This is a genomic window from Bradyrhizobium rifense (genome assembly GCF_008123425.1).
Taxonomy (GTDB): Bacteria; Pseudomonadota; Alphaproteobacteria; order Rhizobiales; family Xanthobacteraceae; genus Bradyrhizobium; species Bradyrhizobium rifense.
In genome coordinates this window covers 23,914-50,042 of sequence record NZ_VSSS01000005.1, presented here as the reverse complement: position 1 = coordinate 50,042, position 26,129 = coordinate 23,914, and the positions used below count along the sequence as shown (strand labels likewise).

Sequence of the window (26,129 nt, the reverse complement as noted above, 5' to 3'; positions counted from 1 at the left end):
CGCGAGTGACGTCAGGCCGGCCGCGATGACGGCAGCAATGATGAGGCTGGATGTGCGGGTCTCGAAAGCGCGGCTCATCTCCTCGATGCCGAAGACGATTCCCGCAAGCGGCGTGTTGAAGGCCGCGGCAACGCCGGCGGCGGCACCGGCCAGAATCAGCCCGGGCTGACGGCGTGGTGAGACGCGGCCAAGCGCGAACATGATGGAGGCGCCGACCTGAACGGTCGGCCCTTCCCGCCCGACCGAGCCGCCGCAGAGGAGCCCGAACAGAGTGAGGATCATCTTGCCGATCGCGATCCGGATCGACACCAGGCTCTCGCGCGCCGCCTGATCGCTCAGATGCCGCGCGGCGATCGCCTGCGGAATGCCGCTGCCTTGCGCGTTCGGGAACAGGCGGATGGTCAGATAGGCCGACAGCATGAAGCCGAGCGGCGTCACCGCCAGCACGGCGTAACGCGACTTGGTCAAAAGGAGCAAAAAGGCCTGCTGCGCGAGATCGGCGAGCTGCGCCAGCGCCACCGCCGCAGCGCCGACCGCGATCCCGCCGAGCAGAAAGATCGCCCGCCGCTGCCATCGCGCGGATGTCAGCCTGAACAGGCGTTTGTGGCGGGTCGAGAGGGGCCAGAGCATGGAGCCCCCGTTTTAGCGGGTCACGGTCCGAATTGAAGCGGCAAGTGGGCAGACCAGCTAGGCCGGAACCACGCCCTCGACGAACAGTAGCCGCCGCTCCAGTGCGCCGGCGCGGATCTTCAACGCCTCGGCATATTCCGGCGAGGTGTACCATTCCTTCAGTCTCGCCATCGACGGAAATTCGACGATGACGATGGCCTTCGGCGGAAGGTTGCCTTCCGCCAGCTCCGTCTTGCCGCCGCGGACGAGATAATGCCGCCATATTGCGCGATCGTCTTCGCGGCGAGCGCGCGATAGGCCTCGAAACCATCGGGATCGCGCATCTCGACTTCGGAGATCACATAAGCTGTCATACGCACGCACTCTTTGTTTTGAGCATGATCTTGTCGGAAAACCGCGTCACACACTGTGCGCTAACGCGGCCCTTCGGGTCCGGATCATGCTCAGGCGATGGTATTGACGATGCCGCCTTCCGCACGCAGCGCCGCGCCGTTGGTTGCGGACGCCTCCTTCGAGGCGACGTAGACGACCATGTTGGCGATCTCATCGACGCTGGCGAAGCGCTGGATCAGCGAGCTTGGGCGATGCTGCTTGACGAAATTGGCCGCGGCCTCATCGACCGACTGGCCGTTCTGCTTGGCGAGATCCTTCACAAAAGTCTCGACGCCCTCGGACATGGTCGGGCCGGGCAGCACCGAGTTCACGGTCACGCTGGTGCCCTGGGTGAGCTGCGCCAGCCCGCGCGCGACCGCGAGCTGGGCCGTCTTGCTCATGCCGTAGTGGATCATCTCGACGGGAATGTTGAGCCCGGACTCCGAGGAGATGAAGACGATGCGGCCCCAGTTGCGCTTCAGCATGCCCTTCATATACGCGCGCGACAGCCGCACGCCGCTCATCACGTTGACCTCGAAGAAGCGGCTCCAGTCCTCGTCCGGAATCTCGAAGAAGTCCTTTGGTTCGAAGATGCCGGCATTGTTGATGAGGATGTCGACCTCGGGCAGCGCCGCCACCAGCGCCTTGCAGCCTGCAGCGGTCGAGACGTCGGCGGCGATGCCGCGCACCCTGGCGCCCGTCCCTTCGAGCTTGCGCACGGCCGCATCGACCTTGTCCTGACCGCGCCCGTTGATCACCACGCTCGCGCCCGAGCCGGCGAGGCCTTTTGCGATGGCGTGGCCGATGCCGGCGGTCGAGCCGGTCACGAGGGCGGTCTTTCCGGAAAGGTCGATCTTCATGAATCATCTCCATTGATGTCAGAGCGGATATCGTGCGCTGCGCAGGCGGGTGCAATCGCCGCTCACCGACGCGTGAGGATCAACCGCGTGAGTTTGGGAATGGTGGGCACGGCGCGCGAAGAGCGCGCGCCTTTGCCCCCTACGGCAGCTACTTCTTGGGCAGCAGCGTCCGGACGAATGCGACGATGGCATCGAGATCCTGCGGCGACATGGTGGCATAGCCGGCATAGGCCATCGGCGGCTTGAGCTTGTGACCGTCGCGCGCAATGCCTTGCGTAATCGCACGTTTGATTTCGTCGTCGCTCCACTGTCCGAGGCCCGCCACGGGATCCGCGGTGATATTGGGAGAGACGGACTCACCCCATGGCCCCCTGAAGGTCCGGCCACCCTTGCCGCTGGCGCCCGCGAAATCGTGCACCGCGGACGGCCCCTCCGGCGTGTGGCATTCCAGGCAATGGGCGATGGTCAGGAGATAGCGGCCGCGGGCGAGCTTGTCGGACAAGTCCGCCTCATTTGCCTGCTTGCCGGCATAGGTCGGTATCTCCGGCTTCAGCGCGACCTTGTATTCCGGCGCCGGCGTCTCGTGATGCACGGACGGCACGGAGCGCAAGTAAACCGTGAGTGCATCGAGATCGCGCCCCGTGAGCACCGTGTAGAAGACGGTCGGCATGATCGGCGCAATGGCCGATCCATTCGGCCTGATGCCGCTGACGAGGAAATGCTTCAGCTCAGCATCGCTCCAGTTGCCGATTCCGGTGTCCTTGTCCGGCGTGATGTTGGAGGCGGTGACCTTGAAGGCGGGCTCGTCAAAGGTCTGCCCGCCCGAGAGCGCACGCGCCATATCCAGGCCCTGTGGCCCGCGCGGCGTGTGGCAGTTGTTGCAGACCATCACGCTGTTGACGAGATAGGCACCGCGCTCGACCAGCGTCTCGGCGGCAGCCGGCGATACCAGCAGCGCCAGCGCAATCCCAAACACAATCCTCATGAGAGCCCCCCGGCCAGAATCGCGTTTCACCACAACGATGCGCGGCATGAGATACCGCCGCGCCATACAAAAAAGCGGCACCCGAGGGCGCCGCTTTCCGAAAACTCTATGCCGGCCGGCTTACGCCGCCTCGGCTTCCTTCGCCTGCACCGGACCGGAGTCCTGGCCCTTGGCATCGACGTCGCGGTCGACGAACTCGATCACGGCCATCGCGGCGTTGTCGCCGTAGCGGAAGCCCGCCTTGATGATGCGGGTGTAGCCGCCCTGGCGATCCTTGTAGCGGGGCGCCAGCACGTCAAACAGCTTCCTGACCTGGTCCTTGTCGCGCATCTCGGAGATGGCCTGACGGCGCAGGGACAGTCCGCCCTTCTTGCCGAGGGTCACGAGCTTTTCGACGATCGGACGAAGCTCCTTGGCCTTGGGCAGCGTGGTGACGATCTGCTCGTGCTTGATCAGCGCGGCCGCCATGTTGGCGAACATCGCGCGGCGATGCTCGGCCGTGCGGTTGAGCTTCCGATGAACCTTGCCGTGACGCATATGTCTATTCCTTACGTATGAACTGCCGCGATGGTTCGTCGGATCAGTTGCTCAGGTGGGCTGCCTGCGTTCGCCCATAAAAATCGCGGCCAGATTTCTCCGGCCGCGACGGTGAAGTATGGATCAGTAGTGATCCTCGAAGCGCTTGGCGAGCTCGTCGATGTTCTCCGGCGGCCAGCCCGGCACTTCCATGCCGAGGTGCAGACCCATCTGGGCCAGCACTTCCTTGATCTCGTTCAGCGACTTGCGGCCGAAGTTCGGAGTACGGAGCATTTCCGCTTCCGACTTCTGCACGAGGTCGCCGATGTAGACGATGTTGTCGTTCTTCAAGCAGTTGGCCGAACGCACCGACAGCTCGAGCTCGTCCACCTTCTTGAGGAAGGCCGGGTTGAAGGCGAGGTCCGGGATGATCTCCTGGGCGACTTCCTTGCGCGGCTCTTCGAAGTTGACGAACACATTGAGCTGATCCTGCAGGATGCGGGCGGCGTAAGCCACCGAGTCATCCGGCGTCAGCGCGCCGTTGGTCTCGATCGTCATGGTCAGCTTGTCGTAGTCGAGGATCTGGCCCTCGCGGGTGTTCTCGACCTTGTAGGAGACCTTGCGGACCGGCGAGTACAAGCTGTCGACCGGGATCAGGCCGATCGGCGCGTCCTCGGGACGATTGCGCTCGGCAGGAACGTAGCCCTTGCCGGTTGCGACCGTGAATTCCATGCGGATCTCGGCGCCCTCGTCAAGCGTGCAGATCTGCAGGTCCGGGTTGAGCACGACGACGTCGCCGACAGTCTGGATGTCTCCGGCAGTGACAGCGCCCGGGCCCTGCTTCTTCACGACCATGCGCTTGGGGCCTTCGCCCTGCATCTTGATCGCGATGTCCTTGATGTTCAGCACGATGTCGGTGACGTCCTCACGGACGCCAGCGATCGAGGAGAACTCGTGCAGCACGCCGTCGATATGCACCGACTGCACCGCCGCGCCCTGGAGCGAGGAGAGCAGGATGCGGCGCAGCGCGTTACCGAGCGTCTGGCCAAAGCCGCGCTCGAGCGGCTCGGCAACGATGGTCGCAAAGCGGGTCGAATCGCTGCCGGGCTGCACCTGGAGCTTGTTCGGCCGAATCAGTTCTTGCCAATTTTTCTGGATCGTCACTGTTTCACCCATACAGGCCAGTCGATTTGAAAATTCAAATACTGGCGTTGGAGAAAGGCCGCAGATCAAACCCGCGGCTTCTTAAAAAAGCATCGCGGGCGACGACGCGCCCGCAACTTCGTATCAGACGCGCCGACGCTTGCGCGGACGGCAACCGTTGTGCGGGATCGTGGTCACGTCGCGGATCGAGGTGACGGTGAAGCCCGCGGCCTGCAGCGCACGCAGCGCCGACTCACGGCCCGAACCGGGACCGGCGACTTCGACTTCCAGCGTGCGCATGCCGTGTTCCTGCGCCTTCTTGGACACGTCTTCGGCTGCGACCTGCGCGGCATACGGGGTCGACTTGCGCGAGCCCTTGAAGCCCATCGTGCCGGCGGAGGACCAGGCAATCGTGTTGCCCTGGGCGTCGGTGATGGTGATGGTCGTGTTGTTGAACGACGAGTTCACGTGCGCGACGCCGGAGGCGATGTTCTTGCGCTCACGACGACGAACGCGGGTGGCTTCCTTGCCCATAGACTACCTTTCCTGGAGATCTCAAACGCCGCCGTAATGCCAGCGGCTACACCTGTGGAACGAAAGGCGTGTGGCGAACGGGTCTCCCCGTATCGCCACACGCCGCGATTGGATTCGAAAACTTACTTCTTCTTGCCGGCGATGGCCTTGGCCGGGCCCTTGCGCGTACGCGCATTGGTGTGGGTCCGCTGACCGCGCACCGGCAGACCGCGACGATGACGCAGGCCGCGATAGCAGCCGAGGTCCATCAGACGCTTGATGTTGATGCCGACTTCGCGACGCAGATCGCCCTCGACCAGATAGTCACGGTCGATCACTTCGCGGATCTGGAGCACTTCAGCGTCGCTGAGTTGATTGACGCGACGATCCTCGGCGATCTTCACCTTTTCGAGGATCTCACCAGCGATCTTCTGGCCGATGCCATGGATGTACTGGAGCGCGATCAGCACGCGCTTGTTGGTCGGAATGTTCACGCCGGCAATACGGGCCACGGCCTTCTCCTGTTGCCGATCCCTCGTCAGGAATCGGTCTTTAAGTGCTTGTGTTTCTCGGGCAGGTGTTCACAAACGCGAACACGACGCCCACCCCTGGTCTTCCTGGGGCCCGGCATCGTTTGAAACTATCCGACTTGGATGCGGGGCTTATTAAGGGATTCAGGGGGCTTTCGTCAACCGCCGCTAGCGCTTGGCTCGCTTTTTCGTGACCTTTTTTGGACTCTTCTTCGAACCTTTTTTGACGGCCTTTTTGGCGGTCTTTTTGACCGTTTTCTTGGCCGTCTTCTTGGCCGCCTTTTTAGCGCCCTTCACGGCCTTTTTGGCTGATTTAGCCGATTTGGCAGCCTTTTTGGCCGCTTTCGCAGGCTTTTTAGCCGCTTTCTTGGCCGCCTTGGCCTTTTTGGCGGGCGCCGCCTTGGCCGCACTGCGGCTATGTGACTTCGGCTCAACTGCTCCCAGCGCCAAGAGGAGGCGGTGAACGGCGCGGGTGACCTCGTCGATGGCCATCATGCCGTCGATGGTGGAGAGCTTCCGCCGCTCGGAATAGTAGTGAATCAGCGGTTCCGTCTGGCTGCGGTAGCTGGCGAGTCGCCTGGTCAGCACCTCAGGGGTGTCGTCGACCCGGACCTCCTCCCCGCGCTCCCGCATCTGGGCGACGCGGGTCTCGACGCGGCTCAGCAGCGCGCTCTCGTTGACGCGGAGCTCGATCACGGCGTCGAGCTTCATGTGCTTGTGCTTGAGCAGCTCGTCCAGCGCCTCGGCCTGCGGCACGGTGCGCGGGAAACCATCGAGAATGAAACCGTGCCTCGCGTCCGGCTGATCGATGCGGTCGGAGATGATTCCCACCACAACCTGGTCGGGCACAAGCCCGCCGCTGGACATGATCTCCTTGGCCTTCAGTCCGACCGGCGTTCCGGCCGCAACGGCTGCACGCAACATCTCGCCGGTCGAGAGCTGGACGATACCGTAGCGCTGCACCAGCAGTTGCGCCTGGGTCCCCTTGCCCGATCCCGGCGGTCCCAGAAGGATAATTCTCATCGGCGTACGCCCCCCGATTGGTGAGCGATACGTCGCGCACCTGTGTTTGAAGTTTGACAACAGTGCAAACCATAATCGGCGCCGCACCGCTACCCATATCATAGGGGAGCAAATGCCCGAACGCCAAGAAGGCCTTTGAAATCAGTGATTGCGCTGCAGTGAGAGCAGCTCTGCCGATGCGACCGAATGACCGGCTGATCGCCTCGGCGGGCACCGCGCGACACTCGCGCGGCGAATCGGCGGCACAGGCGCGCCGCCTCGAGAGGGCGCCGCGTCTTAGCGGCGGCGGCCCCGCAGCTTCGACTTGCGGATCAGGCCTTCATACTGATGGGCCAGCAGATAGCCCTGCACCTGCGCCACTGTGTCCATGGTGACGCTGACGACGATCAGCAGCGAGGTGCCGCCGAAGTAGAACGGCACCGAGGCGTAGGAGATCAGGATTTCCGGGATCAAGCAGACGATCGCCAGATAGATCGCGCCAAGCACGGTGATGCGCGACAGCACGTAGTCAATGTATTCCGCGGTGCGCTCACCCGGACGGATGCCGGGGATGAAGCCGCCATGCTTCTTCAGGTTGTCCGCGGTTTCGGTCGGGTTGAACACGATCGCGGTGTAGAAGAAGGCAAAGAACACGATCAGCGCGAGATAGAGAATCAGGAACAGCGGCCGGCCGTGGCCGAGCTGGGTCGTGATCCACTGGAACCACTCCGGCCCACTGCCCGCGTTGAAGTTCGCAACCGTGGTCGGCAGCAACAGCAGCGAGGACGCGAAGATCGGCGGGATCACGCCGGAGGTGTTGAGCTTGAGCGGCAAATGCGAGGACTGGCCCTCGAACATCTTGTTGCCGACCTGGCGCTTCGGATACTGGATCAGGAGCCGGCGCTGCGCGCGCTCCATGAACACGATGAAGGCGATCACGGCGACCGCCATCACGATCACGACCAGGATCAGGCCGGTCGACATCGCACCCTGACGGCCGAGCTCGAGCATGTTGGCGAGCGCCGAGGGCAGCTCGGCAACGATGCCGGAGAGAATGATCAGCGAAATGCCGTTACCGATGCCGCGCGAGGTGATCTGCTCACCCAGCCACATCAGGAACATGGTGCCACCGGTCAGCGTGATCGCGGTGGACAGACGGAAGAACATGCCGGGATCGCTGACGACGTTGCCGGCACCCTCGAGGCCGACCGCAATGCCATAGGACTGAAACGCAGCCAGGATCACGGTCAGATAGCGGGTGTACTGGTTCAGCAGTTTACGGCCGGACTCACCTTCCTTCTTCAGCGCCTCGAGCTGCGGCGAGACGGTAGTGAGGAGCTGGATGATGATCGAGGCCGAGATGTACGGCATGATGTTCAGCGCGAAGATCGCCATGCGGTGGATGCCGCCGCCGGCGAACATGTTGAACATGCCGAGGATGCCGCCAGCCTGCGACTTGAACACCTGCTCCCAGATGTTGGGATCGATGCCGGGCAGCGGGATATAGGTCCCGAGCCGATAAACGAGCAGCGCACCCAGGGTGAACCAGATGCGCTTCTTCAGCTCGTCGGCCTTGGCAAACGCGCCGAAATTGAGGTTGGCTGCCAGTTGTTCCGCTGCTGAGGCCATATTGGACTTTCTCCCGCCGCCTTTTGCGCCGTCATACCCGCGGCCGGGCAAATCTAGCGGACGCCGGACATTATCTGGGGCTTCGGCTTCGATAAGTCCATCGTCCCGCATGCGTAAAGGCCCGCGAGGCGCGGGCCAATGACGCAGTTGTTACGCCGCCTCGCCTTCTTCCTTGGCAGGGGCAAGGATCTTCACCGAACCGCCGGCCTTCTCGACCGCTTCGATCGCGGTCTTGGTGGCGCCGTGCACTTCAATGTTGAGCTTGGCCTTGAGCTCGCCGCGGCCGAGCAGCCGCAGGCCGGCCTTGGCGCGGCGCAGCACGCCGGCCTTCACCAGAGCTTCGACGTTGACGACGCTGCCGGTGTCGAGCTTCTTGGCATCGACCGCATCCTGGAGCCGGTCGAGATTGATCTCGGCGAACTCGACGCGGAAGATGTTGTTGAAGCCGCGCTTGGGCAGACGGCGATGCAACGGCATCTGGCCGCCTTCGAAACCCTTGATGCGCACGCCCGAACGCGCGGTCTGGCCCTTGCCGCCGCGGCCGGACTGCTTGCCCTTGCCCGAACCAATGCCACGGCCAACGCGCATGCGCTTCTTGCGCGAGCCGGCGTTGTCGGCGATATCGCTGAGCTTCATCGCCCTGCTCCTTTACTTCTCGTCGACAATGCGAACGAGATGGTGAACCTTTTCGATCATGCCGCGGATCGCCGGGGTGTCCGGCAGTTCGCTGGTGCGGCCGATCTTGTTGAGCTTGAGCCCGATCAGCGTCGAACGCTGCGAGTGATGGCGGCGGATCGCGCTGCCGGTCTGCTCAAGCTTGATCGTCTTTGCGGCCTTGGCCATCGTTGTCTACTCCGAAAAGCGTTCGTTAGTCCGCAGCCGCCTCGGCATCGCCGCCGACGCGACGACCCTGAAGGGTGGACACCTTGATGTTGCGGCGCGCCGCGACCGAACGCGGGCTGTCCTGGTGCTTCAGCGCATCGAAGGTCGCGCGAACCATGTTGTACGGGTTCGACGAGCCGATCGACTTCGCCACCACGTCCTGGACGCCGAGCGTCTCGAACACGGCGCGCATCGGACCGCCGGCGATGATGCCGGTACCGGCCGGAGCAGCACGCAGATAGACACGGCCCGCGCCATGACGGCCGCCGATGTCGTGATGCAGCGTACGGCCCTCGCGCAGCGACACGCGGGTCAGGTTGCGCTTGGCGGACTCGGTGGCCTTGCGGATCGCCTCAGGCACTTCGCGCGCCTTGCCGTGACCGAAGCCGGCGCGGCCCTTCTGGTCGCCGATCACGACCAGCGCGGCGAAACCGAAGCGCTTGCCGCCCTTGACGACCTTGGCCACGCGATTGATGTGGACGAGCTTGTCGACGAACTCGCTGTCGCGCTCTTCGCGCTGCTGGCGGTCACGTCCGCCGCGTTGATCGCGTCCACCACGTTGTTCGCGTTCTGCCATTTTTCCAATCCTTCAGAGACTTACGCCTCAATCCTCAAATTCTGTTAGAAGCTCAGCCCGCTCTCACGCGCCGCGTCGGCCAGTGCCTTGACGCGCCCGTGGTAGAGATAGCTGCCGCGATCGAACACGACTTCCTTGACGCCCTTCTCGGCGGCGCGCTCGGCCAGCAGCTTGCCGACCGCCTTCGCCGCATCGATGTCGGCGCCGGTCTTGCCGCCGTCGCGCATCGACTTCTCGAGGGACGAGGCAGAGGCCAGCGTCTCGCCCTTCAGGTCGTCGATGACCTGGGCGTAGATGTGCTTGGACGAGCGGAACACCGACAGACGCGGACGACCCGCACCGGAGCGGCGCAGCTTCAGCCGCACACTCCGCTTGCGCCGGGCATTGGTAACCTTGGCTTTGGACATGACCGGCTCCGTTACTTCTTCTTGCCTTCCTTGCGGAAGATGAATTCGCCAACATACTTCACGCCCTTGCCCTTGTAGGGCTCCGGCGGACGATAGGAGCGAATCTCGGCGGCGACCTGGCCGACGCGCTGGATGTCGCTGCCCGTCACCGTGATTTCGGTCGGCTTCGGCACGGTGATCGTGATCCCTTCCGGGATCGCATAGACCACGTCGTGGCTGTAACCGAGCGCGAGCTGCAGGTTCTTGCCCTGCATCGCGGCGCGGTAACCGACGCCGGTGATTTCGAGCTTCTTCTCGAAGCCCTTGGTGACGCCTTCGACCAGATTCGCGACCTGAGCGCGAGCGGTGCCGTACAAAGCGCGCGCGCGATTGGTCTCGACCCGCGGGTTCACCTTGACCTGGCCGTTCTCGAGCTTCACCTCGACGTCGTCATGGACGACGAACTGAAGCTGGCCCTTCGGCCCCTTCATCTTGACGGTCTGCCCGTCAACGGTCGCGGTCACACCCGACGGCACCGCAACCGGCCTTTTGCCAACACGTGACATGGATCAAAAATCCTTCTCAGAACACCGTGAAGAGAACTTCACCGCCCACGTTCGCTTCGCGCGCACTGTGGTCGGCCATGATCCCCTTCGGCGTCGACAACACCGAAATACCGAGTCCGTTATTGACCCGCGGCAGGTTCTTCACCGAGGCGTAAACGCGACGCCCGGGCTTGGAAACACGTTCGATCTCGCGGATGACGGGCTCGCCGTCGAAATACTTCAGCTCGATCTCGATCTCGCTGCGGCCCGAGGAATGCTCGAGCGTGGCGTAACCGCGGATGTAGCCCTCGCTCTTGAGCACTTCGAGGACGTTCTCGCGCATCTTCGAGCCAGGCGTGGAGACCTTGCTCTTGGCGCGCATCTGCGCGTTGCGGATGCGGGTGATCAGATCGCTGATTGGATCGTGCGTAGACATCTAAACGACCCTCCTTACCAGCTCGACTTCACGAGGCCCGGGACCATGCCCCTGGAGCCAAGGTCGCGCAGCGCGATACGGGACAGCTTGTTCTTGCGGTAGTTCGAGCGCGGACGGCCCGACAGCTCGCAACGCAGACGGATGCGGGTGGCCGACGAATTGCGCGGCATTTCCGCCAGCTTCAGGGTCGCGGCGAACCGCTCCTCCATCGGCAGCGTCTTGTCGGCGATGATCGCCTTCAACCGCGCGCGCTTCGGAGCGGCGTTCTTCGTCATCCGCTTGCGCCGGTTGTTCTTCTCGATTGAACTCTTCTTTGCCATGCTTGGCTCCTGGGTATCCGCGTTTGAGAGGCTTTAGGTCAGCGTCTCACTGCCGGAACGGGAAATTGAAAGCGGTCAACAAGGCCCTCGCCTCTTCGTCGGTCTTGGCCGTGGTGCAGACGGTGATGTCCATACCGCGGGCTTCCGTGACCTTGTCGAAGTCGATCTCGGGGAAAATGATGTGTTCCTTGATGCCGAGCGAGTAGTTGCCGCGGCCGTCGAAGCTCTTCGGGTTCAGGCCGCGGAAGTCGCGGACGCGCGGCAGCGCGACCGTCACCAGGCGATCGATGAACTCGTACATGCGAGCCTTGCGCAGCGTGACCTTGCAGCCGATCGGCTGGTTCTCACGCAGCTTGAAGGTCGCGATCGCGATACGCGAGTAGGTCACGATCGCCTTCTGGCCGGCGATCAGGGTCAGCTCGGCAGCGGCGGTCTCGGCCTTCTTGCGGTCGTTGACGGAATCGCCAACGCCCATGTTCAGCACGATCTTGTCCAGGCGCGGAACCTGCATCACGTTCTCATAACCGAACTTCTCGGTCATCGCCGTGCGGATCTTCGCGTCGTATTCCGCGCGCAGGCGCGGGGTGTAAGCGGCCTCAGCCATCGATCTCAGCTCCCGAGCGCTTGGCGATGCGGACCTTCTTGCCGTCCGCCAGAATCTTGAATCCGACGCGGGTCGGCTTTCCATCCTTGCCGACATACGCGATGTTGGACAGTTGGACCGGCGCCTCTTTCGAGATGATGCCGCCCTCCTGGGCCTGCGTCTGCTTCTGGTGACGCTTGACCATGTTGATGCCGCGCACCAGCGCCGTGCCGGCGTCGGGACGCACTTCGAACACTTCGCCGGTGCGACCCTTGTCGCGGCCGGTCAGCATGACGACCTTGTCGCCCTTGCGGATCTTCGCAGCCATCACAGCACCTCCGGCGCGAGCGAGATGATCTTCATGTGGTTCTTGCCACGCAGCTCGCGCGGCACGGGCCCGAAGATGCGGGTGCCGATCGGCTCGGACTGGTTGTTGATCAGAACGGCGGCATTGCGGTCGAAGCGGATGACCGAGCCGTCGGCGCGGCGGATGTCCTTGCGGACACGCACCACGACGGCCTTCATCACGTCGCCCTTCTTCACCTTGCCACGCGGAATGGCTTCCTTGATCGAGACGACAATGATGTCGCCGATCGTGGCGTAGCGGCGCTTGGAGCCCCCGAGCACCTTGATACACATGACACGGCGTGCGCCAGAATTATCGGCCACGTCGAGGTTGGTCTGCATCTGAATCATTGATGCACCTCGTCCTCTTCTCTTTGCGCCAGCCTAGCCGGCGCTCAACATTTCCCTGAAGTCAGTCGGCCAAGGCCAACAGATCAGGCGCTTTTCTTGTGCTCGCCCCGGATCACGATCCAGGACTTCAACTTCGAAATCGGCTTCGATTCCTCGATCCACACCATGTCGCCCGGCTTGAACTCGTTGTTCTCGTCGTGCGCGTGATAGTTCTTCGAACGGCGGATCGTCTTCTTGTAGATCGGGTGCGTGAAGCGGCGGTCGACGCGCACCACGACGGTCTTGGCTGTCTTGTCGCTAACGACCACGCCTTGCAAAGTACGTTTCGGCATCTTCGTAGGCCTCTTACTTCTTCTTCGCGCGCTGCTGCGCGGCGACGGTCTTGATCCGGGCGATGTCACGACGAGCCTCGCGCAGGCGCGAGGTGTTCTCGAGCTGCCCGGTGGCACGCTGGAAGCGCAGGTTGAAGCGCTCCTTCTTCAGGTTCAGGACGGCGTCGTCCTGCTGGTCGGGGCTCAACGCGCGGATGTCTTCGATCTTCATCTGTGCCATGGCCATTACTCCGCAATGCGCTCGACGAAGCGCGTCTTGATCGGCAGCTTGGCGGCCGCCAGCGTCAGCGCTTCCTTGGCGGTCTGGGTGTTGACGCCATCAATCTCGAACAGCACCCGGCCAGGCTTGACACGCGCGACCCACAGTTCCGGCGCACCCTTGCCGGAGCCCATGCGGACTTCGGCCGGCTTCTTCGACACCGGAACGTCTGGGAACACGCGGATCCAGACGCGGCCGGCACGCTTCATGTGGCGGGTCAGCGCGCGGCGGGCGGCCTCGATCTGACGCGCGGTGACGCGCTCAGGCTCGGTCGCCTTCAGGCCGAACTGACCGAACGCCAACGTCGCGCCCGAAGTCGCAACGCCGTGAATCCGGCCCTTATGCGCCTTCCGGAACTTCGTTTTCTTAGGTTGCATCATGGCTTTAAGCCCTCAAATTCTCTGTGCTGGCGTCAGGCTGCAGCATTGTCGCGGCGCCCACGGCCGCCACGATCACCACTGCCACCCGTCTCGCCTTCGGCCATTCTCTTGTCCTGGGCCATCGGATCGTGCTCGAGGATCTCACCCTTGAAGATCCAGACCTTGACGCCGCAGGTGCCGAAGGTCGTGAACGCGGTCGCAACGCCGTAGTCGATGTCGGCGCGCAGCGTGTGCAGCGGCACGCGACCTTCGCGGTACCACTCCATGCGCGCGATTTCCGCACCGCCCAGACGACCCGAGCAGTTGATACGGATGCCTTCCGCGCCGAGACGCATCGCCGACTGAACGGCGCGCTTCATGGCGCGGCGGAACGCAACGCGACGCTCCAGCTGCTGCGCGATCGACTCGGCCACCAGCGTCGCATCGAGCTCCGGCTTGCGGATTTCGACGATGTTGATGACGACGTCGGACGAGGTGATGTCCGCGACCTTCTTGCGCAGCTTGTCGATGTCGGCGCCCTTCTTGCCGATCACCACGCCCGGACGAGCCGAGTGGATGGTGACGCGGCACTTCTTGTGCGGACGCTCGATCACGATGCGGGCGACGGCCGCCTGCTTGAGCTCCTTGTGCAGGATCTCGCGGATCTTGACGTCCTCATGCAGCAGCTTGCCGTATTCCTGCTTGCCGGCGAACCAGCGGGAATCCCAGGTCCGGTTGATGCCGAGACGCAGACCGATCGGATTGATCTTTTGACCCATCGTTTTCTCCTGCGACCCTTAAGCCGCTGCTGCTTCGGCTTCGACCTGACGAACAATGATCGTCAGCTGCGAAAATGGTTTGTAGACACGGCCCGAGCGGCCACGGCCGCGGGCGGCAAAGCGCTTCATCACGAGGCCGTTACCGACGAAGGCCTGCGCCACGACGAGATCGTCGACGTCGAGGTCGTGGTTGTTCTCGGCATTGGCGATAGCCGATTCCAGACACTTCTTCACGTCAACCGCGATCCGCTTGCGCGAAAACTGCAGGTCGGCGAGCGCAGCGGCAGCCTTCCGGCCGCGAATGAGCTGGGCGACCAGGTTGAGCTTCTGCGGGCTCACCCGCAGCATCCGGGCGACCGCCTTGGCCTCGTTCTCGGCGAGGCTCCGTTCGCGCTTAGGTTTGCTCATCGTTTAATCCTCAAGCCTTCTTGGCTTTCTTGTCGCCCGAGTGGCCATGGAAGGTCCGGGTCGGCGAAAACTCACCAAACTTGTGACCGACCATTTCCTCGTTGACGGCCACCGGCACGTGCTTCTGACCGTTGTAAACGCCGAAGGTCAGGCCAACGAATTGCGGCAGGATCGTCGAGCGACGGCTCCAGATCTTGATGACGTCGTGACGGCCGGACGCGCGCGCGGCATCTGCCTTCTTGAGCAGAGAACCCTCGACGAACGGGCCTTTCCAGACTGAACGAACCATGTCCGGCGTTCCTTACTTCTTCCGCTTGTGGCGGCTTAGGAGAATGAATTTGTTGGTCGACTTGTTGCTGCGGGTCTTCTTGCCCTTGGTCGGCTTGCCCCACGGGGTGACCGGGTGACGACCGCCCGAGGTACGACCTTCACCACCGCCGTGCGGATGGTCGATCGGGTTCATCGAAACGCCGCGGTTATGCGGCTTGCGGCCCAGCCAACGATTCCGGCCGGCCTTGCCGATCGAGGTGTTCATGTGGTCCGGGTTCGACACCGCGCCGATCGTGCCGCGGCAACGGCCATGCACCAGGCGCTGCTCACCCGAGTTCAGGCGGATGATGACGTAGTCATGGTCGCGACCGACGAGCTGGGCGTAGGTGCCGGCGGAACGGGCGAGCTGGCCGCCCTTCCCGATCTTGACCTCGATGTTATGGATGATCGTGCCGACCGGCATGTTGCCGAGCGGCATGACGTTGCCCGGCTTCACGTCGACATAGTTGCCGGCCACCACGGAATCGCCGACCGCCAGGCGCTGCGGCGCCAGGATATAGGCCTGAGTGCCGTCTTCGTACTTGACCAGCGCGATGAACGCGGTGCGGTTCGGATCGTATTCCAGCCGCTCGACGGTTGCGGGCGCATCGACCTTGTCGCGCTTGAAGTCGACGATGCGCAGGGTCTGCTTGTGACCGCCGCCGCGGAAGCGCACGGTGATGCGACCGGTGTTGTTACGACCGCCCGAGGAGTGCTTGCCTTCGGTGAGCGCCTTGACCGGCTTGCCCTTGTAGAGGGCAGAACGATCGACCATGACCAGCTGGCGCTGGCCCGGTGTCGTGGGATTGAATTTCTTCAGTGCCATCGTCGTGCGACCTTACAGACCGGTGGTCACGTCGATCCGATGACCCTCTTCGAGGGTCACGATCGCGCGCTTGGTGTTCGACTGCGAGCCGAGATTGCCGCGGAAGACCTTGGTCTTGCCCTTGCGGACCAGCGTGTTGACGCTCTTGACCTTGACGTCAAACAGCTTCTCGATCGCTTCCTTGATCTGCGGCTTGGTCGCCTTCGCGGCCACCTTGAACAGAACCTTGTTGTGCTCGGACGCCAGCGTCGCCTTTTCGGTGACGACCGGGGCGACGATCACGTCGTAATGGCGAGCCTCGATGTTCTTCGTCATTTGAAGCGCGCCTCCAGCGCATCGATGGCGGCCTTGGTCAGAACAAGCTTCTGACGGCGCAGGATGTCATAGACGTTGATGCCCTGGATCGGCAGCACGTCCATGTTCGGGATGTTGCGGGCCGCAGCGGCAAAGCCGTTGTTGAGCTCGGCACCGTCGATGATCAGCGCATTGGTCAGGCCGAGACCCGAGAAGTGACCGAGCAGCGCCTTGGTCTTGGCGGCTTCCAGCGCGGCCTTGTCGATCACGAGCAGATCGCCGTCCTTGGCCTTTGCCGAGAGCGCATGCTTGAGAGCGAGCGCACGGACCTTCTTCGGCAGGTCGGTGGCGTGCGAACGCACGACCGGACCGAAGGCACGACCGCCGCCGCGGAACTGCGGCACGCGAGCCGAGCCGTGACGAGCACCGCCGGTGCCCTTCTGCTTGTACATCTTCTTGCCGGTGCGCCAGATCTCGGCGCGGCCCTTGGCCTTGTGAGTTCCGGCCTGACGCTTGTTAAGCTGCCACTGCACGCAACGCGCAATGATGTCCTGGCGCGGCTCAAGGCCGAAAATGGCGTCGGAGAGCTGGACCGAGCCCGCTTCCTTACCCTCGAGGGTGGTGACCTTCAATTCCATCTCACGCACCCTCTTGCTGGGCCGAGGCTTCCGCTTCGCCGCCTGCAACCTTGAACTTGCCGGGCTTCGGAGCTTCCTTCGGCAGCGGCTTCTTGACGGCGTCGCGCACGCGGATCCAGCCACCCTTGGAGCCAGGAACGGCGCCTTCGACGAGGATCAGGCCACGCTCGACGTCGAGCTGAACAACACGGAGGTTGAGCGTGGTGATGCGATCGACACCCATGTGGCCGGGCATCTTCTTGTTCTTCCAGGTCTTGCCGGGATCCTGACGACCACCGGTCGAACCGATCGAGCGATGCGAGACCGACACGCCGTGCGTGGCGCGCAGACCGCCGAAGTTCCAGCGCTTCATACCGCCGGCGAAGCCCTTACCGACCGAGGTGCCGGTGACGTCGACGAACTGGCCGACGACGAAGTGGTCGGCGAGGATCTCGGCGCCCACGGGGATCATGGCATCCGCGGAAACGCGGAATTCCTCGACCTGCCGCTTCGGCTCGACCTTGGCGACCGCGAACTGGCCGCGCTCTGCCTTGGGCATGTACACGGTCTTGCGGCTGCCAGAACCAAGCTGGAGCGCGACATAACCGTTCTTCTCTTCAGTGCGGTGGCCTACGACCTGGCAATTGCCGAGCTTCAGCACGGTCACGGGGATATGTTCGCCGGCCTCTGTAAAGACCCGCGTCATCCCGACCTTTTGTGCGATCACTCCGGAGCGCATCGGCGTGCTTCCTGTTCTTTCTGTCCGCTAGTGGCGAACGTGATCCAAAAATCTTAGAGCTTGATCTCGACGTCGACACCGGCGGCCAGGTCGAGCTTCATCAAAGCATCGACGGTCTGCGGGGTCGGATCGACGATGTCGAGCAGACGCTTGTGAGTGCGCATCTCGAACTGTTCACGGCTCTTCTTGTCGACGTGGGGCGAACGGTTGACGGTGAACTTCTCGATGCGGGTGGGCAGCGGAATGGGTCCGCGAACCTGCGCACCGGTGCGCTTCGCCGTGTTCACGATCTCGCGGGTCGACGTATCTAGGATACGATGGTCGAACGCCTTGAGACGGATACGAATATTTTGGCCGTTCATTGCCGTGGTCTTTCTTCGTTGGGTGGCGAATAGCGAATAGCGAATGTCACCATCCGCTACTCGCCGATCCCTATTCTCGTAATTACTCGATGATCGAAGCGACGACGCCGGCGCCGACGGTACGGCCACCTTCGCGGATCGCGAAGCGGAGCTTCTCTTCCATCGCGATCGGCACGATCAGGTGCACTTCCATCGCGATGTTGTCGCCCGGCATCACCATCTCGGTACCTTCCGGCAGATGCACGACACCGGTCACGTCGGTGGTGCGGAAGTAGAACTGCGGACGGTAGTTGGTGAAGAACGGGGTGTGGCGACCGCCCTCTTCCTTGGTGAGGATGTAAGCCTCAGCCTTGAACTTGGTGTGCGGCTTGACCGAACCCGGCTTGCACAGCACCTGGCCGCGCTCGACGTCTTCGCGCTTGGTGCCGCGGAGCAGCGCACCGATGTTGTCGCCGGCCTGGCCCTGATCGAGCAGCTTGCGGAACATTTCGACGCCGGTGACGGTGGTCTTCTGGGTCGCACGGAGACCGACGATCTCGATTTCCTCGCCGACCTTGACGATGCCGCGCTCGACACGGCCGGTCACGACGGTGCCGCGGCCCGAGATCGAGAACACGTCTTCAACCGGCATCAGGAACGGCTGGTCGATCGGACGCTCCGGCTGCGGGATGTACTCGTCGACGTTCTTCATCAACTCGAGGATGGCGTCGTGGCCGAGCTTCTTGTCGCTGTCTTCGAGAGCGGCGAGCGCCGAACCCTTGATGATCGGGATCTTGTCGCCCGGGAAGTCGTACTTCGAGAGCAATTCGCGGACTTCGAGCTCGACGAGCTCGAGCAGCTCCGGATCGTCGACCATGTCGCACTTGTTGAGGAACACGACGAGCGCGGGAACGCCGACCTGGCGGGCGAGCAGGATGTGCTCGCGGGTCTGCGGCATCGGGCCGTCAGCGGCCGACACGACCAGGATCGCACCGTCCATCTGGGCGGCGCCGGTGATCATGTTCTTCACGTAGTCGGCGTGGCCCGGGCAGTCGACGTGGGCGTAGTGGCGGTTCTTGGTCTCGTACTCGACGTGCGCGGTCGAGATCGTGATGCCGCGCGCCTTCTCTTCCGGCGCCTTGTCGATCTGGTCGTACGCCGTGAACGTCGCGCCACCGGTTTCGGCGAGGATCTTGGTGATCGCCGCGGTCAGCGAGGTCTTGCCATGGTCGACGTGACCGATGGTGCCGATGTTGCAGTGGGGCTTGTTACGTTCAAACTTTGCTTTGGCCATTTGACTCTCCGTTCAATCGTCAGTTCGAGACCGACGACAATCAGGCAAACTTCTTCTGGACTTCTGCCGACACGTTGGCCGGCGCTTCTGCGTAGTGGTCGAACTGCATGGTGAAGGTTGCGCGACCCTGGCTCATCGAGCGCAGGTTATTCACGTAACCGAACATGTTCATGAGCGGCACCATCGCATTGATGACGTTGGCGTTGCCGCGCATGTCCTGCCCCTGGATCTGACCGCGCCGGGAATTCAGGTCGCCGATAACCGAGCCGGTGTAGTCTTCCGGGGTCACCACTTCGACCTTCATGATCGGCTCGAGCAGGACGGACTTGCCCTTCTGCAGCGCTTCGCGGAATGCCGCGCGCGATGCGATTTCGAAGGCGAGCGCCGACGAGTCGACGTCGTGATACTTGCCGTCAACGAGCTGAACCTTGACGTCGACCACGGGGAAGCCCGCGACCACGCCAGCGCCCATCACGCTGTTGAGGCCCTTTTCGACGCCGGGGATGTATTCCTTCGGCACCGCGCCGCCGACGATCTTCGACTCGAACTCGTAGCCCTTGCCGGGCTCGTTCGGCTCGACGACGATCGACACTTCGGCGAACTGACCGGTACCGCCGGTCTGCTTCTTGTGGGTGTACTTGACCTCGGCCTTCTTGGTCACGCGCTCACGGAACGCCACCTGCGGCGCGCCGATGTTCGCGTCGACCTTGTAGGTGCGGCGAAGGATGTCGACCTTGATGTCGAGATGGAGTTCGCCCATGCCCTTGAGGATGGTCTGGCCGGACTCCTGGTCGGTCGACACGCGGAAGGACGGATCCTCCGCAGCGAGCTTCGCCAGCGCCACGCCCAGCTTTTCCTGGTCGGCCTTGGACTTCGGCTCGATCGCGATCTCGATGACCGGCTCGGGGAATTCCATCTTTTCCAGGATCACCTGCTTGTCGGGATCGCACAGCGTGTCACCGGTGCGCGCTTCCTTCAGGCCGGCCAGCGCGACGATGTCGCCGGCATAGGCTTCCTTGATGTCTTCGCGGTTGTTCGCATGCATCAGCAGCATGCGCCCGATGCGCTCCTTCTTCTCGCGGGTCGAGTTCACGACGCCGGTGCCGCTCTGGAGAACGCCGGAGTAGATGCGGCAGAAGGTGATGGTGCCGACGAACGGGTCGTCCATGATCTTGAACGCGAGCAGCGCGAGCGGCTCCTTGTCGTCGGCCTTGCGAAGGACCTCGTTGCCGCGGTCATCGGTGCCCTTGATCGCGGGCACGTCGATCGGCGACGGCAGATAATCGACGACGGCGTCGAGCAGCGGCTGCACGCCCTTGTTCTTGAAGGCCGAGCCACACAGCACGGGATAGAACGCGCCGGTCAGCACCGCCTTGCGGATCAGCCGCTTCAGCGTCGCTTCGTCCGGCTCGTTGCCGTCGAGGAAGGCAGCCAAAGCATCGTCGTCGAGCTCGACGGCGGCTTCCACCATCTTCTCGCGGTATTCCTTGGCCTGCTCGACAAGATCTTCCGGAATGTCGACATAGTCGAACTTCGCGCCGAGCGACTCGTCGTTCCAGACGATGCCCTTCATCTTCACGAGGTCGACGAGACCCTTGAAGTTGTTCTCGGCGCCGATCGGAAGCTGGATCGCGATCGGCTTGGCACCGAGGCGGTCAACGATGTCGGCCAGGCACTTGAAGAAGTCGGCGCCGGTCTTGTCCATCTTGTTGGCGAAGACGATGCGCGGAACCTTGTACTTGTCGCCCTGACGCCAGACGGTCTCGGTCTGGGGCTCAACGCCCTGGTTCGAGTCGAGCACGCAAACGGCGCCGTCGAGCACGCGCAGCGAACGCTCGACTTCGATGGTGAAGTCGACGTGGCCGGGGGTGTCGATGATGTTCAGGCGCTTACCAGCCCAGAACGCGGTGGTCGCAGCCGAGGTGATCGTGATGCCACGCTCCTGCTCCTGCTCCATCCAGTCCATCGTCGCGGCACCTTCGTGCACTTCGCCGATCTTGTGGCTCTTGCCGGTGTAATAGAGGATGCGCTCGGTCGTGGTGGTCTTGCCGGCGTCGATATGCGCCATGATACCGAAGTTACGGTAGTCTTCGATGGCATGTTGGCGGGGCATGGGCTGTTCCTTGCGAGTCCGTTTGTTTCGCCGTTACCAGCGATAGTGCGAGAAGGCACGGTTGGCTTCCGCCATCCGGTGCACGTCTTCACGCTTCTTGACGGCGTTGCCACGATTGTTCGACGCGTCCAGGAGCTCAGCCGAGAGCCGCTCGGTCATCGTCTTCTCGTTGCGCTCGCGCGCAGCCGAGATCAGCCAACGAATGCCCAGCGCCTGACGGCGCACCGAGCGAACTTCCACCGGGACCTGGTAGGTCGCGCCGCCGACGCGGCGGGAGCGCACTTCGATCGTCGGCATGACGTTCTCGAGTGCCTGCTCGAACACGCCGAGCGGGTTCTGCTTGGTCTTGGATTCGATGAGACCGAATGCACCATAGACGATGCCTTCGGCGACCGACTTCTTGCCGGCGTACATCACCGAGTTCATGAACTTCGTGACGATGATGTTCCCGAACTTCGGATCGGGAAGAACTTCGCGCTTTTCCGCTGAGTGGCGACGAGACATTGAGCTGGTTCCCGCTTACTTCGGACGCTTGGCGCCGTACTTCGAACGACGCTGCTTACGGTTCTTGACGCCCTGGGTATCCAGAACGCCGCGGAGGATGTGGTAGCGCACGCCGGGCAAGTCCTTGACGCGACCGCCGCGGATCATGACCACCGAGTGTTCCTGAAGGTTATGGCCTTCACCCGGGATGTAGCCGATCACCTCGAAGCCGTTGGTCAGGCGCACCTTGGCAACCTTACGAAGCGCCGAGTTCGGCTTCTTCGGGGTCGTGGTGTAGACGCGGGTGCAAACACCACGCTTCTGCGGCGACTGCTGCAGCGCCGGCACCTTCTTGCGCGACTTCTGCACTTCACGCGGTTGAGCGATCAGCTGGTTGATCGTCGGCATCCTGGCCTTACCCTTTGTTATCGCAGTCCCTTGCGGGTCCGCTGTCTTGCCGCGGCCCGTTACCGGGACCGCAAATTCTTTCGAGCTACCCGCCCGACGGGGCCCGCCTCACACGGAACAATCCGCACAAAGCGAAATCGCGCCAACCGCTCAATCACTGAGCGGAAAGCGTTACGACGCCACAGAGGACCGCAGTCTTCAGGCCGATCAGCGTAGAGCTGCGGCCCGCGCACCGAGGTCATGCATCCGAATTCGATCTCTAGAGAGCGAGCTCAAGAGATCTAGAATCGCACTGGCATTGCCTAGCTATAATCGACAGCGTTTGAGCGGCATTCGTCGAGGTTGGTGCCCGTTCTGCGACCCCAGAGGGATCAAACGGGTGGCCCGTTCCGACGTTTGGCGATGCTCACCGCCTGTCGTCAAGTGAGGCGCTTTCTATAAGTGAGAATCGGTCAAGTCAAGGTGAAATGACCATCGGAAAGCGCTTATCGCGCCTGAAGAAAAGCTGTTCGCCCTCTTCTCGCGCCTCCCCGATATGGGATCGAAGTCCCGGTTCCGCCAGTCCCGGCGGCAATTATACCCGGAAGAAATATACTTTTATAACCCGCGCTAAGGCTTTTTTTCCCCTTGATGCGTCAATCTGCCCTCTTCGGCAGAGACAAGCGCCATGCGGTACACCGATATTGCCATTATTGGCGGGGGACTTGCCGGCTCGACCGCCGCCGCGATGCTCGGGCGTGCCGGCATTTCGGCGGTACTGATCGACCCGCATGAGACCTATCCGGCCGATTTTCGCGTCGAAAAACTCAGCGGTCACGGACAGGTCGAGCGATTCGAGCGGACGGGAATCGCCGACTCAGTGCTGCGCCGGGCGACCTTCTCCGGCGAGAACTGGATCGCGCGGTTCGGGCATCTCCTCGACAAGGCTCCGAGCCGGCAGTTCAACATCCCCTACGATTCCCTGGTTAACGCGATCCGCGACGAGATTCCCGAAACCGTCGAGCGAATCTGGACCAAGGCGGTGTCGGTCGAGACCAGCGCGGAGCGGTCGAGAATCGCGCTCGCCAATGACGAGACGATCTCGGCCCGCCTGGTCGTGCTCGCCAACGGCCTGAATGTCGGCCTGCGCCACCAGCTTGGCATCACGCGAAACATCATCAGCGCCTGCCATTCGATCTCGATCGGATTCGACGTCGTGCCGGCCGGGCGGAATTCGTTCGACTTCCCGGCCCTGACCTATTTCTCGGAGCGGCCGAGCGACCGCATCCCCTACATCACGCTGTTTCCAATCGGCACGCGGATGCGCGCCAACCTGTTCGTGTACCGCAGCTTCGACGATCCCTGGCTGCGCGAGCTGCGCCGCGCGCCGGCCGCGACGCTGGACGCCGCCCTGCCGCGGCTCAAACACATCACCGGCGCCTTCGACATTCAAGGCGAGCTGAAGATCCGCCCGGTCGATCTCTATGTGAACGATGCCAGCCATCAGCCCGGCGTGGCGCTGGTGGGCGATGCCTTCGCCACCTCCTGCCCGGTCGCAGGCACCGGCTGCGACAGGGTATTCACCGATGTCGAGCGGCTCTGCAACGTCCACATCCCGCAATGGTTGGCGTCCGACGGGATGGATGCGGACAAGATCGCCGCCTTCTACGCCGACCCGGTCAAGCGGGCCTGCGACGAATGGTCGGCGGCGAAAGCCTTCGATTTCCGCTCGGTGTCGATTGCGACGAGCCCGTACTGGACCGCGCAGCGCTGGGCGCGCTTCATGGCGTGGTCGAGCCAGGGATTATTGCGGCGACTGGGAGGCGTGGTCCATCTGGAGCCGAACTTCCTCGGTCACTCCTCCTCATCGTCCTCGCCCTCATCATCCTCGTCGAGGTCGTCCTCGTCGTCTTCGTCGTCTTCGCTGTCGTCGTCGGCCTGAGCCGCCGCGCTATGCGGCTGATGGGTCTGGTCGTTCCACAGCTTGCGGTAGGTGCCGTCCTTGGCGAGCAGCTCGGCATGGGAACCGCGCTCGATCGCCCTGCCCCCTGAAATTACGATGATCTCGTCCATCTCGACCACCGAGGAGAGGCGGTGCGTCGACCAGATCATGGTGCGGCCCTTGGCGACCTTCAGCAATGTGCGGTTGATCGCAGCCTCGGTGGTCTGGTCCAGCGCCGAGGTCGCTTCGTCGAGCAGCAGCACGGACGGATTGCGGATGACCGCGCGGGCGATCGCGATACGTTGGCGCTGGCCGCCCGACAAGGTGTCGCCGCGCTCGCCGACCTGTGTATCATACCGCTTCGGCAGGCTCATGATGTAACGGTGGATCTCGGCCTTCTTGGCGGCCTCCTCCACTTCCTCGTCGGTCGCGCCTTCCTTGCCGAGCCGGATGTTCTCGCGGATCGATATGTTGAACAGCATGTTCTCCTGAAACACCACCGCCATGCTCCGGCGCAACGAATCCAGCGTCACCTTGCGCACGTCGACACCGTCGATGGTGACCCGCCCCTCGTCCGGCACGTAGAGCCGCAGGATCAGATTGAGCAGCGTGCTCTTGCCAGAGCCCGAAGGCCCGACGATGGCGATGCTCTTGCCGACATTGAGCTTGAGGCTGAGATTGTCCAGCACCGGCGTCTGTCCGCCCTCGTACTGGAACGTCACATGGTCGAAAGTGATGTCGTGGGTGATGCGCGGCAGATCGGGCGCACCCGGACGGTCGGCGCCGCGCGTGGGCTCGTCGAGCAACTCCTGGATGTGACGAATCGCGGCGGCCGAGGAGATCGACACCGGAATGAAATGCATCACGTGGGCGATGTTGTAGGAGACTTCCCAGAACGCGCTCTCGAAGGTGACGAAGGTGCCGATGGTGATCTGGCCCTTGGTTGCGAGATAAGCGCCGATCGCGAGCACGACGAGGTGCAACAACAGCACCGAGATGGTGACCGTCCGCTCCACCATGGTCGACAGAAACGCGGCGGACGCAATCCTGTGGCGGGTCTCGTCGTTGCGGAAATTGAAGAAGCCGAACATCCTGCGTTGCAGGCTGAACGCCTTGATCACGGCTTGCGCCGCGACGTTCTCCTGCACCATGCCGAGCAGCGCGCTTTCATTGAGCTTCTGCTCGTAATTGGCCTGCACCGCCTTCGGTGTCAGGATGCGCGGGCCGATCAGCGTGATCGGAAACACCAGGAGCGCGACCACGGCGAGCTGCCAGTTGAGAAACAGCATCAAGATGGCGCCGGCGATCAACTCCAGGAACGGCAGCGCGGCGCTGTTGGCGAAGGTCTTGACCGAGCCCTCGAAGGCAGCCTGGTCGACCGAGAAGCGCGACAGGATTTCGCCGCGCTTGGTGCGGCCGAAATAGGCCGCCGGCAGGTCCTGGACGTGCTCGAACAGGCGCTTGCGGACGTCGGAGATGATGCAGGCTGCGAGCCGCGCGTCCCAGCGCTCGTACCAGACCGCTACGATCGAGGTGAAGATGCCGGCAACCGCGAGCACGCCGAGGATCTTGTAGAGTGCCTGGAAATCCTCCTCGCCGAGCGCGTCGTCGATCAGATATTTCAAGCTGAGCGGCATGATGACGTTGAACAGCGTCTCGACCAGAACGCCGAACGCCACGTAGCCCAGGATGCGCTTGTAGTTGTACAGGAACGGCTTGACGAAGCCCAGAATGGTCGCGAGCGCGCCGGCGGCTTCACGGGCGGTAAAGACGACGAGGTCCTCGTCATCATCGTCGTCGAGCTCAAGCTCGTCGTCGTCTTCGTCGTCCTCGTCGTCTTCCAGCTCCGGCTCGGCACCGGTGGCGAGCTTATCCTCGAGTTCGGCCGCCTCTTGCGGGGCGAGCTTCTGTTTGTCGGGCGAGAGAGGCTTGGACGCCATGAAACCAACCGATGCTGACGGCCGGCATGACCGCAGAGAAAGCAGGGAAATAGCGGAACGCCGCTACTTCCACCGATTCTATGCGATTAGGATGAATTCGGC

Annotated in this window: 36 protein-coding genes and 1 pseudogene; 1 reads left to right on the top strand and 36 read right to left on the bottom strand. The window is 62.9% G+C overall.

What is annotated here, in order from left to right; all coding sequences use genetic code 11:
• The 35 genes and pseudogenes from FXB40_RS01925 to rpsL all read right to left on the bottom strand — a co-directional run.
• On the bottom strand, nucleotides 1-630 hold a 630-nt coding region (locus FXB40_RS01925; protein ID WP_187436599.1), incomplete at its 3' end, for a chloride channel protein.
• Nucleotides 631-687: 57 nt separating this feature from the next.
• Nucleotides 688-983, bottom strand: a pseudogene (locus FXB40_RS01920) (DUF1330 domain-containing protein).
• A gap of 90 nt (nucleotides 984-1,073) precedes the next feature.
• Nucleotides 1,074-1,862, bottom strand: coding sequence for an SDR family NAD(P)-dependent oxidoreductase (locus tag FXB40_RS01915; RefSeq protein WP_148770537.1), 789 nt, complete (start codon nucleotides 1,860-1,862; stop codon nucleotides 1,074-1,076).
• A gap of 148 nt (nucleotides 1,863-2,010) precedes the next feature.
• Nucleotides 2,011-2,847 carry a c-type cytochrome gene (locus tag FXB40_RS01910; RefSeq protein ID WP_148770536.1) on the bottom strand — a complete coding sequence of 279 codons (837 nt, stop codon included), beginning with the start codon at nucleotides 2,845-2,847 and terminating at the stop codon, nucleotides 2,011-2,013.
• A 120-nt stretch (nucleotides 2,848-2,967) separates the two neighbouring features.
• On the bottom strand, nucleotides 2,968-3,384 hold the full coding sequence (gene rplQ / locus FXB40_RS01905; RefSeq protein WP_148770535.1) for a 50S ribosomal protein L17: 417 nt from the start codon (nucleotides 3,382-3,384) through the stop codon (nucleotides 2,968-2,970).
• Between the two features lie 123 nt (nucleotides 3,385-3,507).
• Complete coding sequence (locus tag FXB40_RS01900; RefSeq protein WP_148770534.1) at nucleotides 3,508-4,539, bottom strand: DNA-directed RNA polymerase subunit alpha; 1,032 nt, start codon at nucleotides 4,537-4,539, stop codon at nucleotides 3,508-3,510.
• A 111-nt stretch (nucleotides 4,540-4,650) separates the two neighbouring features.
• Nucleotides 4,651-5,040, bottom strand: a complete 390-nt coding sequence (gene rpsK, locus FXB40_RS01895; protein ID WP_007603045.1) for a 30S ribosomal protein S11 — start codon at nucleotides 5,038-5,040, stop codon at nucleotides 4,651-4,653.
• A gap of 122 nt (nucleotides 5,041-5,162) precedes the next feature.
• On the bottom strand, nucleotides 5,163-5,531 hold the full coding sequence (gene rpsM / locus FXB40_RS01890) for a 30S ribosomal protein S13 (protein WP_148770533.1): 369 nt from the start codon (nucleotides 5,529-5,531) through the stop codon (nucleotides 5,163-5,165).
• 186 nt (nucleotides 5,532-5,717) lie between these two features.
• Complete coding sequence (locus FXB40_RS01885) at nucleotides 5,718-6,572, bottom strand: adenylate kinase (RefSeq protein ID WP_148770532.1); 855 nt, start codon at nucleotides 6,570-6,572, stop codon at nucleotides 5,718-5,720.
• Between the two features lie 276 nt (nucleotides 6,573-6,848).
• Complete coding sequence (gene secY / locus FXB40_RS01880) at nucleotides 6,849-8,180, bottom strand: preprotein translocase subunit SecY (RefSeq protein ID WP_148770531.1); 1,332 nt, start codon at nucleotides 8,178-8,180, stop codon at nucleotides 6,849-6,851.
• A gap of 150 nt (nucleotides 8,181-8,330) precedes the next feature.
• Nucleotides 8,331-8,816 carry a 50S ribosomal protein L15 gene (rplO, locus tag FXB40_RS01875; protein WP_148770530.1) on the bottom strand — a complete coding sequence of 162 codons (486 nt, stop codon included), beginning with the start codon at nucleotides 8,814-8,816 and terminating at the stop codon, nucleotides 8,331-8,333.
• A gap of 12 nt (nucleotides 8,817-8,828) precedes the next feature.
• A complete protein-coding gene (gene rpmD, locus FXB40_RS01870) occupies nucleotides 8,829-9,023 on the bottom strand; it encodes a 50S ribosomal protein L30 (RefSeq protein WP_148770529.1) in 195 nt (64 codons plus the stop codon).
• A 25-nt stretch (nucleotides 9,024-9,048) separates the two neighbouring features.
• On the bottom strand, nucleotides 9,049-9,639 hold the full coding sequence (gene rpsE / locus FXB40_RS01865) for a 30S ribosomal protein S5 (RefSeq protein WP_148770528.1): 591 nt from the start codon (nucleotides 9,637-9,639) through the stop codon (nucleotides 9,049-9,051).
• A gap of 44 nt (nucleotides 9,640-9,683) precedes the next feature.
• Nucleotides 9,684-10,046, bottom strand: a complete 363-nt coding sequence (rplR, locus tag FXB40_RS01860) for a 50S ribosomal protein L18 (RefSeq protein WP_027535305.1) — start codon at nucleotides 10,044-10,046, stop codon at nucleotides 9,684-9,686.
• A gap of 11 nt (nucleotides 10,047-10,057) precedes the next feature.
• The gene (gene rplF, locus FXB40_RS01855; protein ID WP_027549201.1) at nucleotides 10,058-10,591 is read right to left on the bottom strand and encodes a 50S ribosomal protein L6; all 534 of its coding nucleotides are present in this window, start codon (nucleotides 10,589-10,591) and stop codon (nucleotides 10,058-10,060) included.
• A 16-nt stretch (nucleotides 10,592-10,607) separates the two neighbouring features.
• A complete protein-coding gene (rpsH, locus tag FXB40_RS01850) occupies nucleotides 10,608-11,006 on the bottom strand; it encodes a 30S ribosomal protein S8 (RefSeq protein WP_027535303.1) in 399 nt (132 codons plus the stop codon).
• A 14-nt stretch (nucleotides 11,007-11,020) separates the two neighbouring features.
• The gene (gene rpsN / locus FXB40_RS01845; RefSeq protein WP_148770527.1) at nucleotides 11,021-11,326 is read right to left on the bottom strand and encodes a 30S ribosomal protein S14; all 306 of its coding nucleotides are present in this window, start codon (nucleotides 11,324-11,326) and stop codon (nucleotides 11,021-11,023) included.
• A gap of 46 nt (nucleotides 11,327-11,372) precedes the next feature.
• Entirely contained in the window at nucleotides 11,373-11,930 is a 558-nt protein-coding gene (rplE, locus tag FXB40_RS01840) for a 50S ribosomal protein L5 (protein WP_148770526.1), read from the bottom strand.
• The gene (gene rplX, locus FXB40_RS01835; RefSeq protein ID WP_027535300.1) at nucleotides 11,923-12,237 is read right to left on the bottom strand and encodes a 50S ribosomal protein L24; all 315 of its coding nucleotides are present in this window, start codon (nucleotides 12,235-12,237) and stop codon (nucleotides 11,923-11,925) included. The genes rplE and rplX overlap by 8 nt, the downstream gene beginning before the upstream one ends.
• Complete coding sequence (gene rplN, locus FXB40_RS01830) at nucleotides 12,237-12,605, bottom strand: 50S ribosomal protein L14 (protein ID WP_027535299.1); 369 nt, start codon at nucleotides 12,603-12,605, stop codon at nucleotides 12,237-12,239. The genes rplX and rplN overlap by 1 nt, the downstream gene beginning before the upstream one ends.
• 83 nt (nucleotides 12,606-12,688) lie before the next feature.
• A complete protein-coding gene (gene rpsQ, locus FXB40_RS01825; protein WP_027535298.1) occupies nucleotides 12,689-12,937 on the bottom strand; it encodes a 30S ribosomal protein S17 in 249 nt (82 codons plus the stop codon).
• Between the two features lie 13 nt (nucleotides 12,938-12,950).
• Complete coding sequence (rpmC, locus tag FXB40_RS01820) at nucleotides 12,951-13,157, bottom strand: 50S ribosomal protein L29 (RefSeq protein ID WP_045008782.1); 207 nt, start codon at nucleotides 13,155-13,157, stop codon at nucleotides 12,951-12,953.
• Nucleotides 13,158-13,162: 5 nt separating this feature from the next.
• Entirely contained in the window at nucleotides 13,163-13,576 is a 414-nt protein-coding gene (rplP, locus tag FXB40_RS01815; RefSeq protein WP_148770525.1) for a 50S ribosomal protein L16, read from the bottom strand.
• 32 nt (nucleotides 13,577-13,608) lie between these two features.
• Nucleotides 13,609-14,334 (bottom strand): 30S ribosomal protein S3, encoded by a 726-nt coding sequence (gene rpsC / locus FXB40_RS01810; RefSeq protein WP_128951223.1) that lies wholly within the window; start codon nucleotides 14,332-14,334, stop codon nucleotides 13,609-13,611.
• Nucleotides 14,335-14,352: 18 nt separating this feature from the next.
• Nucleotides 14,353-14,742, bottom strand: a complete 390-nt coding sequence (rplV, locus tag FXB40_RS01805; RefSeq protein WP_011088147.1) for a 50S ribosomal protein L22 — start codon at nucleotides 14,740-14,742, stop codon at nucleotides 14,353-14,355.
• Nucleotides 14,743-14,752: 10 nt separating this feature from the next.
• On the bottom strand, nucleotides 14,753-15,031 hold the full coding sequence (gene rpsS / locus FXB40_RS01800; protein WP_008136357.1) for a 30S ribosomal protein S19: 279 nt from the start codon (nucleotides 15,029-15,031) through the stop codon (nucleotides 14,753-14,755).
• A gap of 12 nt (nucleotides 15,032-15,043) precedes the next feature.
• Nucleotides 15,044-15,877 (bottom strand): 50S ribosomal protein L2, encoded by an 834-nt coding sequence (rplB, locus tag FXB40_RS01795; protein ID WP_028152985.1) that lies wholly within the window; start codon nucleotides 15,875-15,877, stop codon nucleotides 15,044-15,046.
• A 12-nt stretch (nucleotides 15,878-15,889) separates the two neighbouring features.
• Nucleotides 15,890-16,192: a 50S ribosomal protein L23 gene (locus FXB40_RS01790; protein WP_027535292.1), complete on the bottom strand. Its 303-nt coding sequence runs from the start codon at nucleotides 16,190-16,192 to the stop codon at nucleotides 15,890-15,892.
• The gene (rplD, locus tag FXB40_RS01785) at nucleotides 16,189-16,809 is read right to left on the bottom strand and encodes a 50S ribosomal protein L4 (protein WP_011088150.1); all 621 of its coding nucleotides are present in this window, start codon (nucleotides 16,807-16,809) and stop codon (nucleotides 16,189-16,191) included. Before rplD ends, FXB40_RS01790 begins: the two co-directional genes overlap by 4 nt.
• A gap of 1 nt (nucleotide 16,810) precedes the next feature.
• The gene (rplC, locus tag FXB40_RS01780) at nucleotides 16,811-17,527 is read right to left on the bottom strand and encodes a 50S ribosomal protein L3 (RefSeq protein ID WP_148770524.1); all 717 of its coding nucleotides are present in this window, start codon (nucleotides 17,525-17,527) and stop codon (nucleotides 16,811-16,813) included.
• Between the two features lie 53 nt (nucleotides 17,528-17,580).
• Nucleotides 17,581-17,889, bottom strand: a complete 309-nt coding sequence (gene rpsJ, locus FXB40_RS01775) for a 30S ribosomal protein S10 (protein ID WP_002712302.1) — start codon at nucleotides 17,887-17,889, stop codon at nucleotides 17,581-17,583.
• 82 nt (nucleotides 17,890-17,971) lie between these two features.
• Nucleotides 17,972-19,162, bottom strand: a complete 1,191-nt coding sequence (gene tuf / locus FXB40_RS01770; RefSeq protein ID WP_148770523.1) for an elongation factor Tu — start codon at nucleotides 19,160-19,162, stop codon at nucleotides 17,972-17,974.
• 40 nt (nucleotides 19,163-19,202) lie between these two features.
• Nucleotides 19,203-21,275, bottom strand: a complete 2,073-nt coding sequence (fusA, locus tag FXB40_RS01765; protein ID WP_148770522.1) for an elongation factor G — start codon at nucleotides 21,273-21,275, stop codon at nucleotides 19,203-19,205.
• A 33-nt stretch (nucleotides 21,276-21,308) separates the two neighbouring features.
• Nucleotides 21,309-21,779, bottom strand: coding sequence for a 30S ribosomal protein S7 (gene rpsG, locus FXB40_RS01760; protein ID WP_148750332.1), 471 nt, complete (start codon nucleotides 21,777-21,779; stop codon nucleotides 21,309-21,311).
• A gap of 15 nt (nucleotides 21,780-21,794) precedes the next feature.
• Nucleotides 21,795-22,166: a 30S ribosomal protein S12 gene (rpsL, locus tag FXB40_RS01755; RefSeq protein ID WP_007603006.1), complete on the bottom strand. Its 372-nt coding sequence runs from the start codon at nucleotides 22,164-22,166 to the stop codon at nucleotides 21,795-21,797.
• Between the two features lie 667 nt (nucleotides 22,167-22,833).
• On the opposite strand from rpsL, the gene FXB40_RS01750 reads away from it, so the two are divergent.
• The gene (locus FXB40_RS01750) at nucleotides 22,834-24,087 is read left to right on the top strand and encodes an FAD-dependent oxidoreductase (protein WP_148770521.1); all 1,254 of its coding nucleotides are present in this window, start codon (nucleotides 22,834-22,836) and stop codon (nucleotides 24,085-24,087) included.
• On the opposite strand, the gene FXB40_RS01745 is transcribed toward FXB40_RS01750, so the two are convergent.
• Nucleotides 24,000-26,027, bottom strand: a complete 2,028-nt coding sequence (locus tag FXB40_RS01745; RefSeq protein ID WP_148770520.1) for an ABC transporter ATP-binding protein — start codon at nucleotides 26,025-26,027, stop codon at nucleotides 24,000-24,002. The genes FXB40_RS01750 and FXB40_RS01745 overlap by 88 nt on opposite strands.
• Between the last annotated feature and the right edge of the window lie 102 nt (nucleotides 26,028-26,129).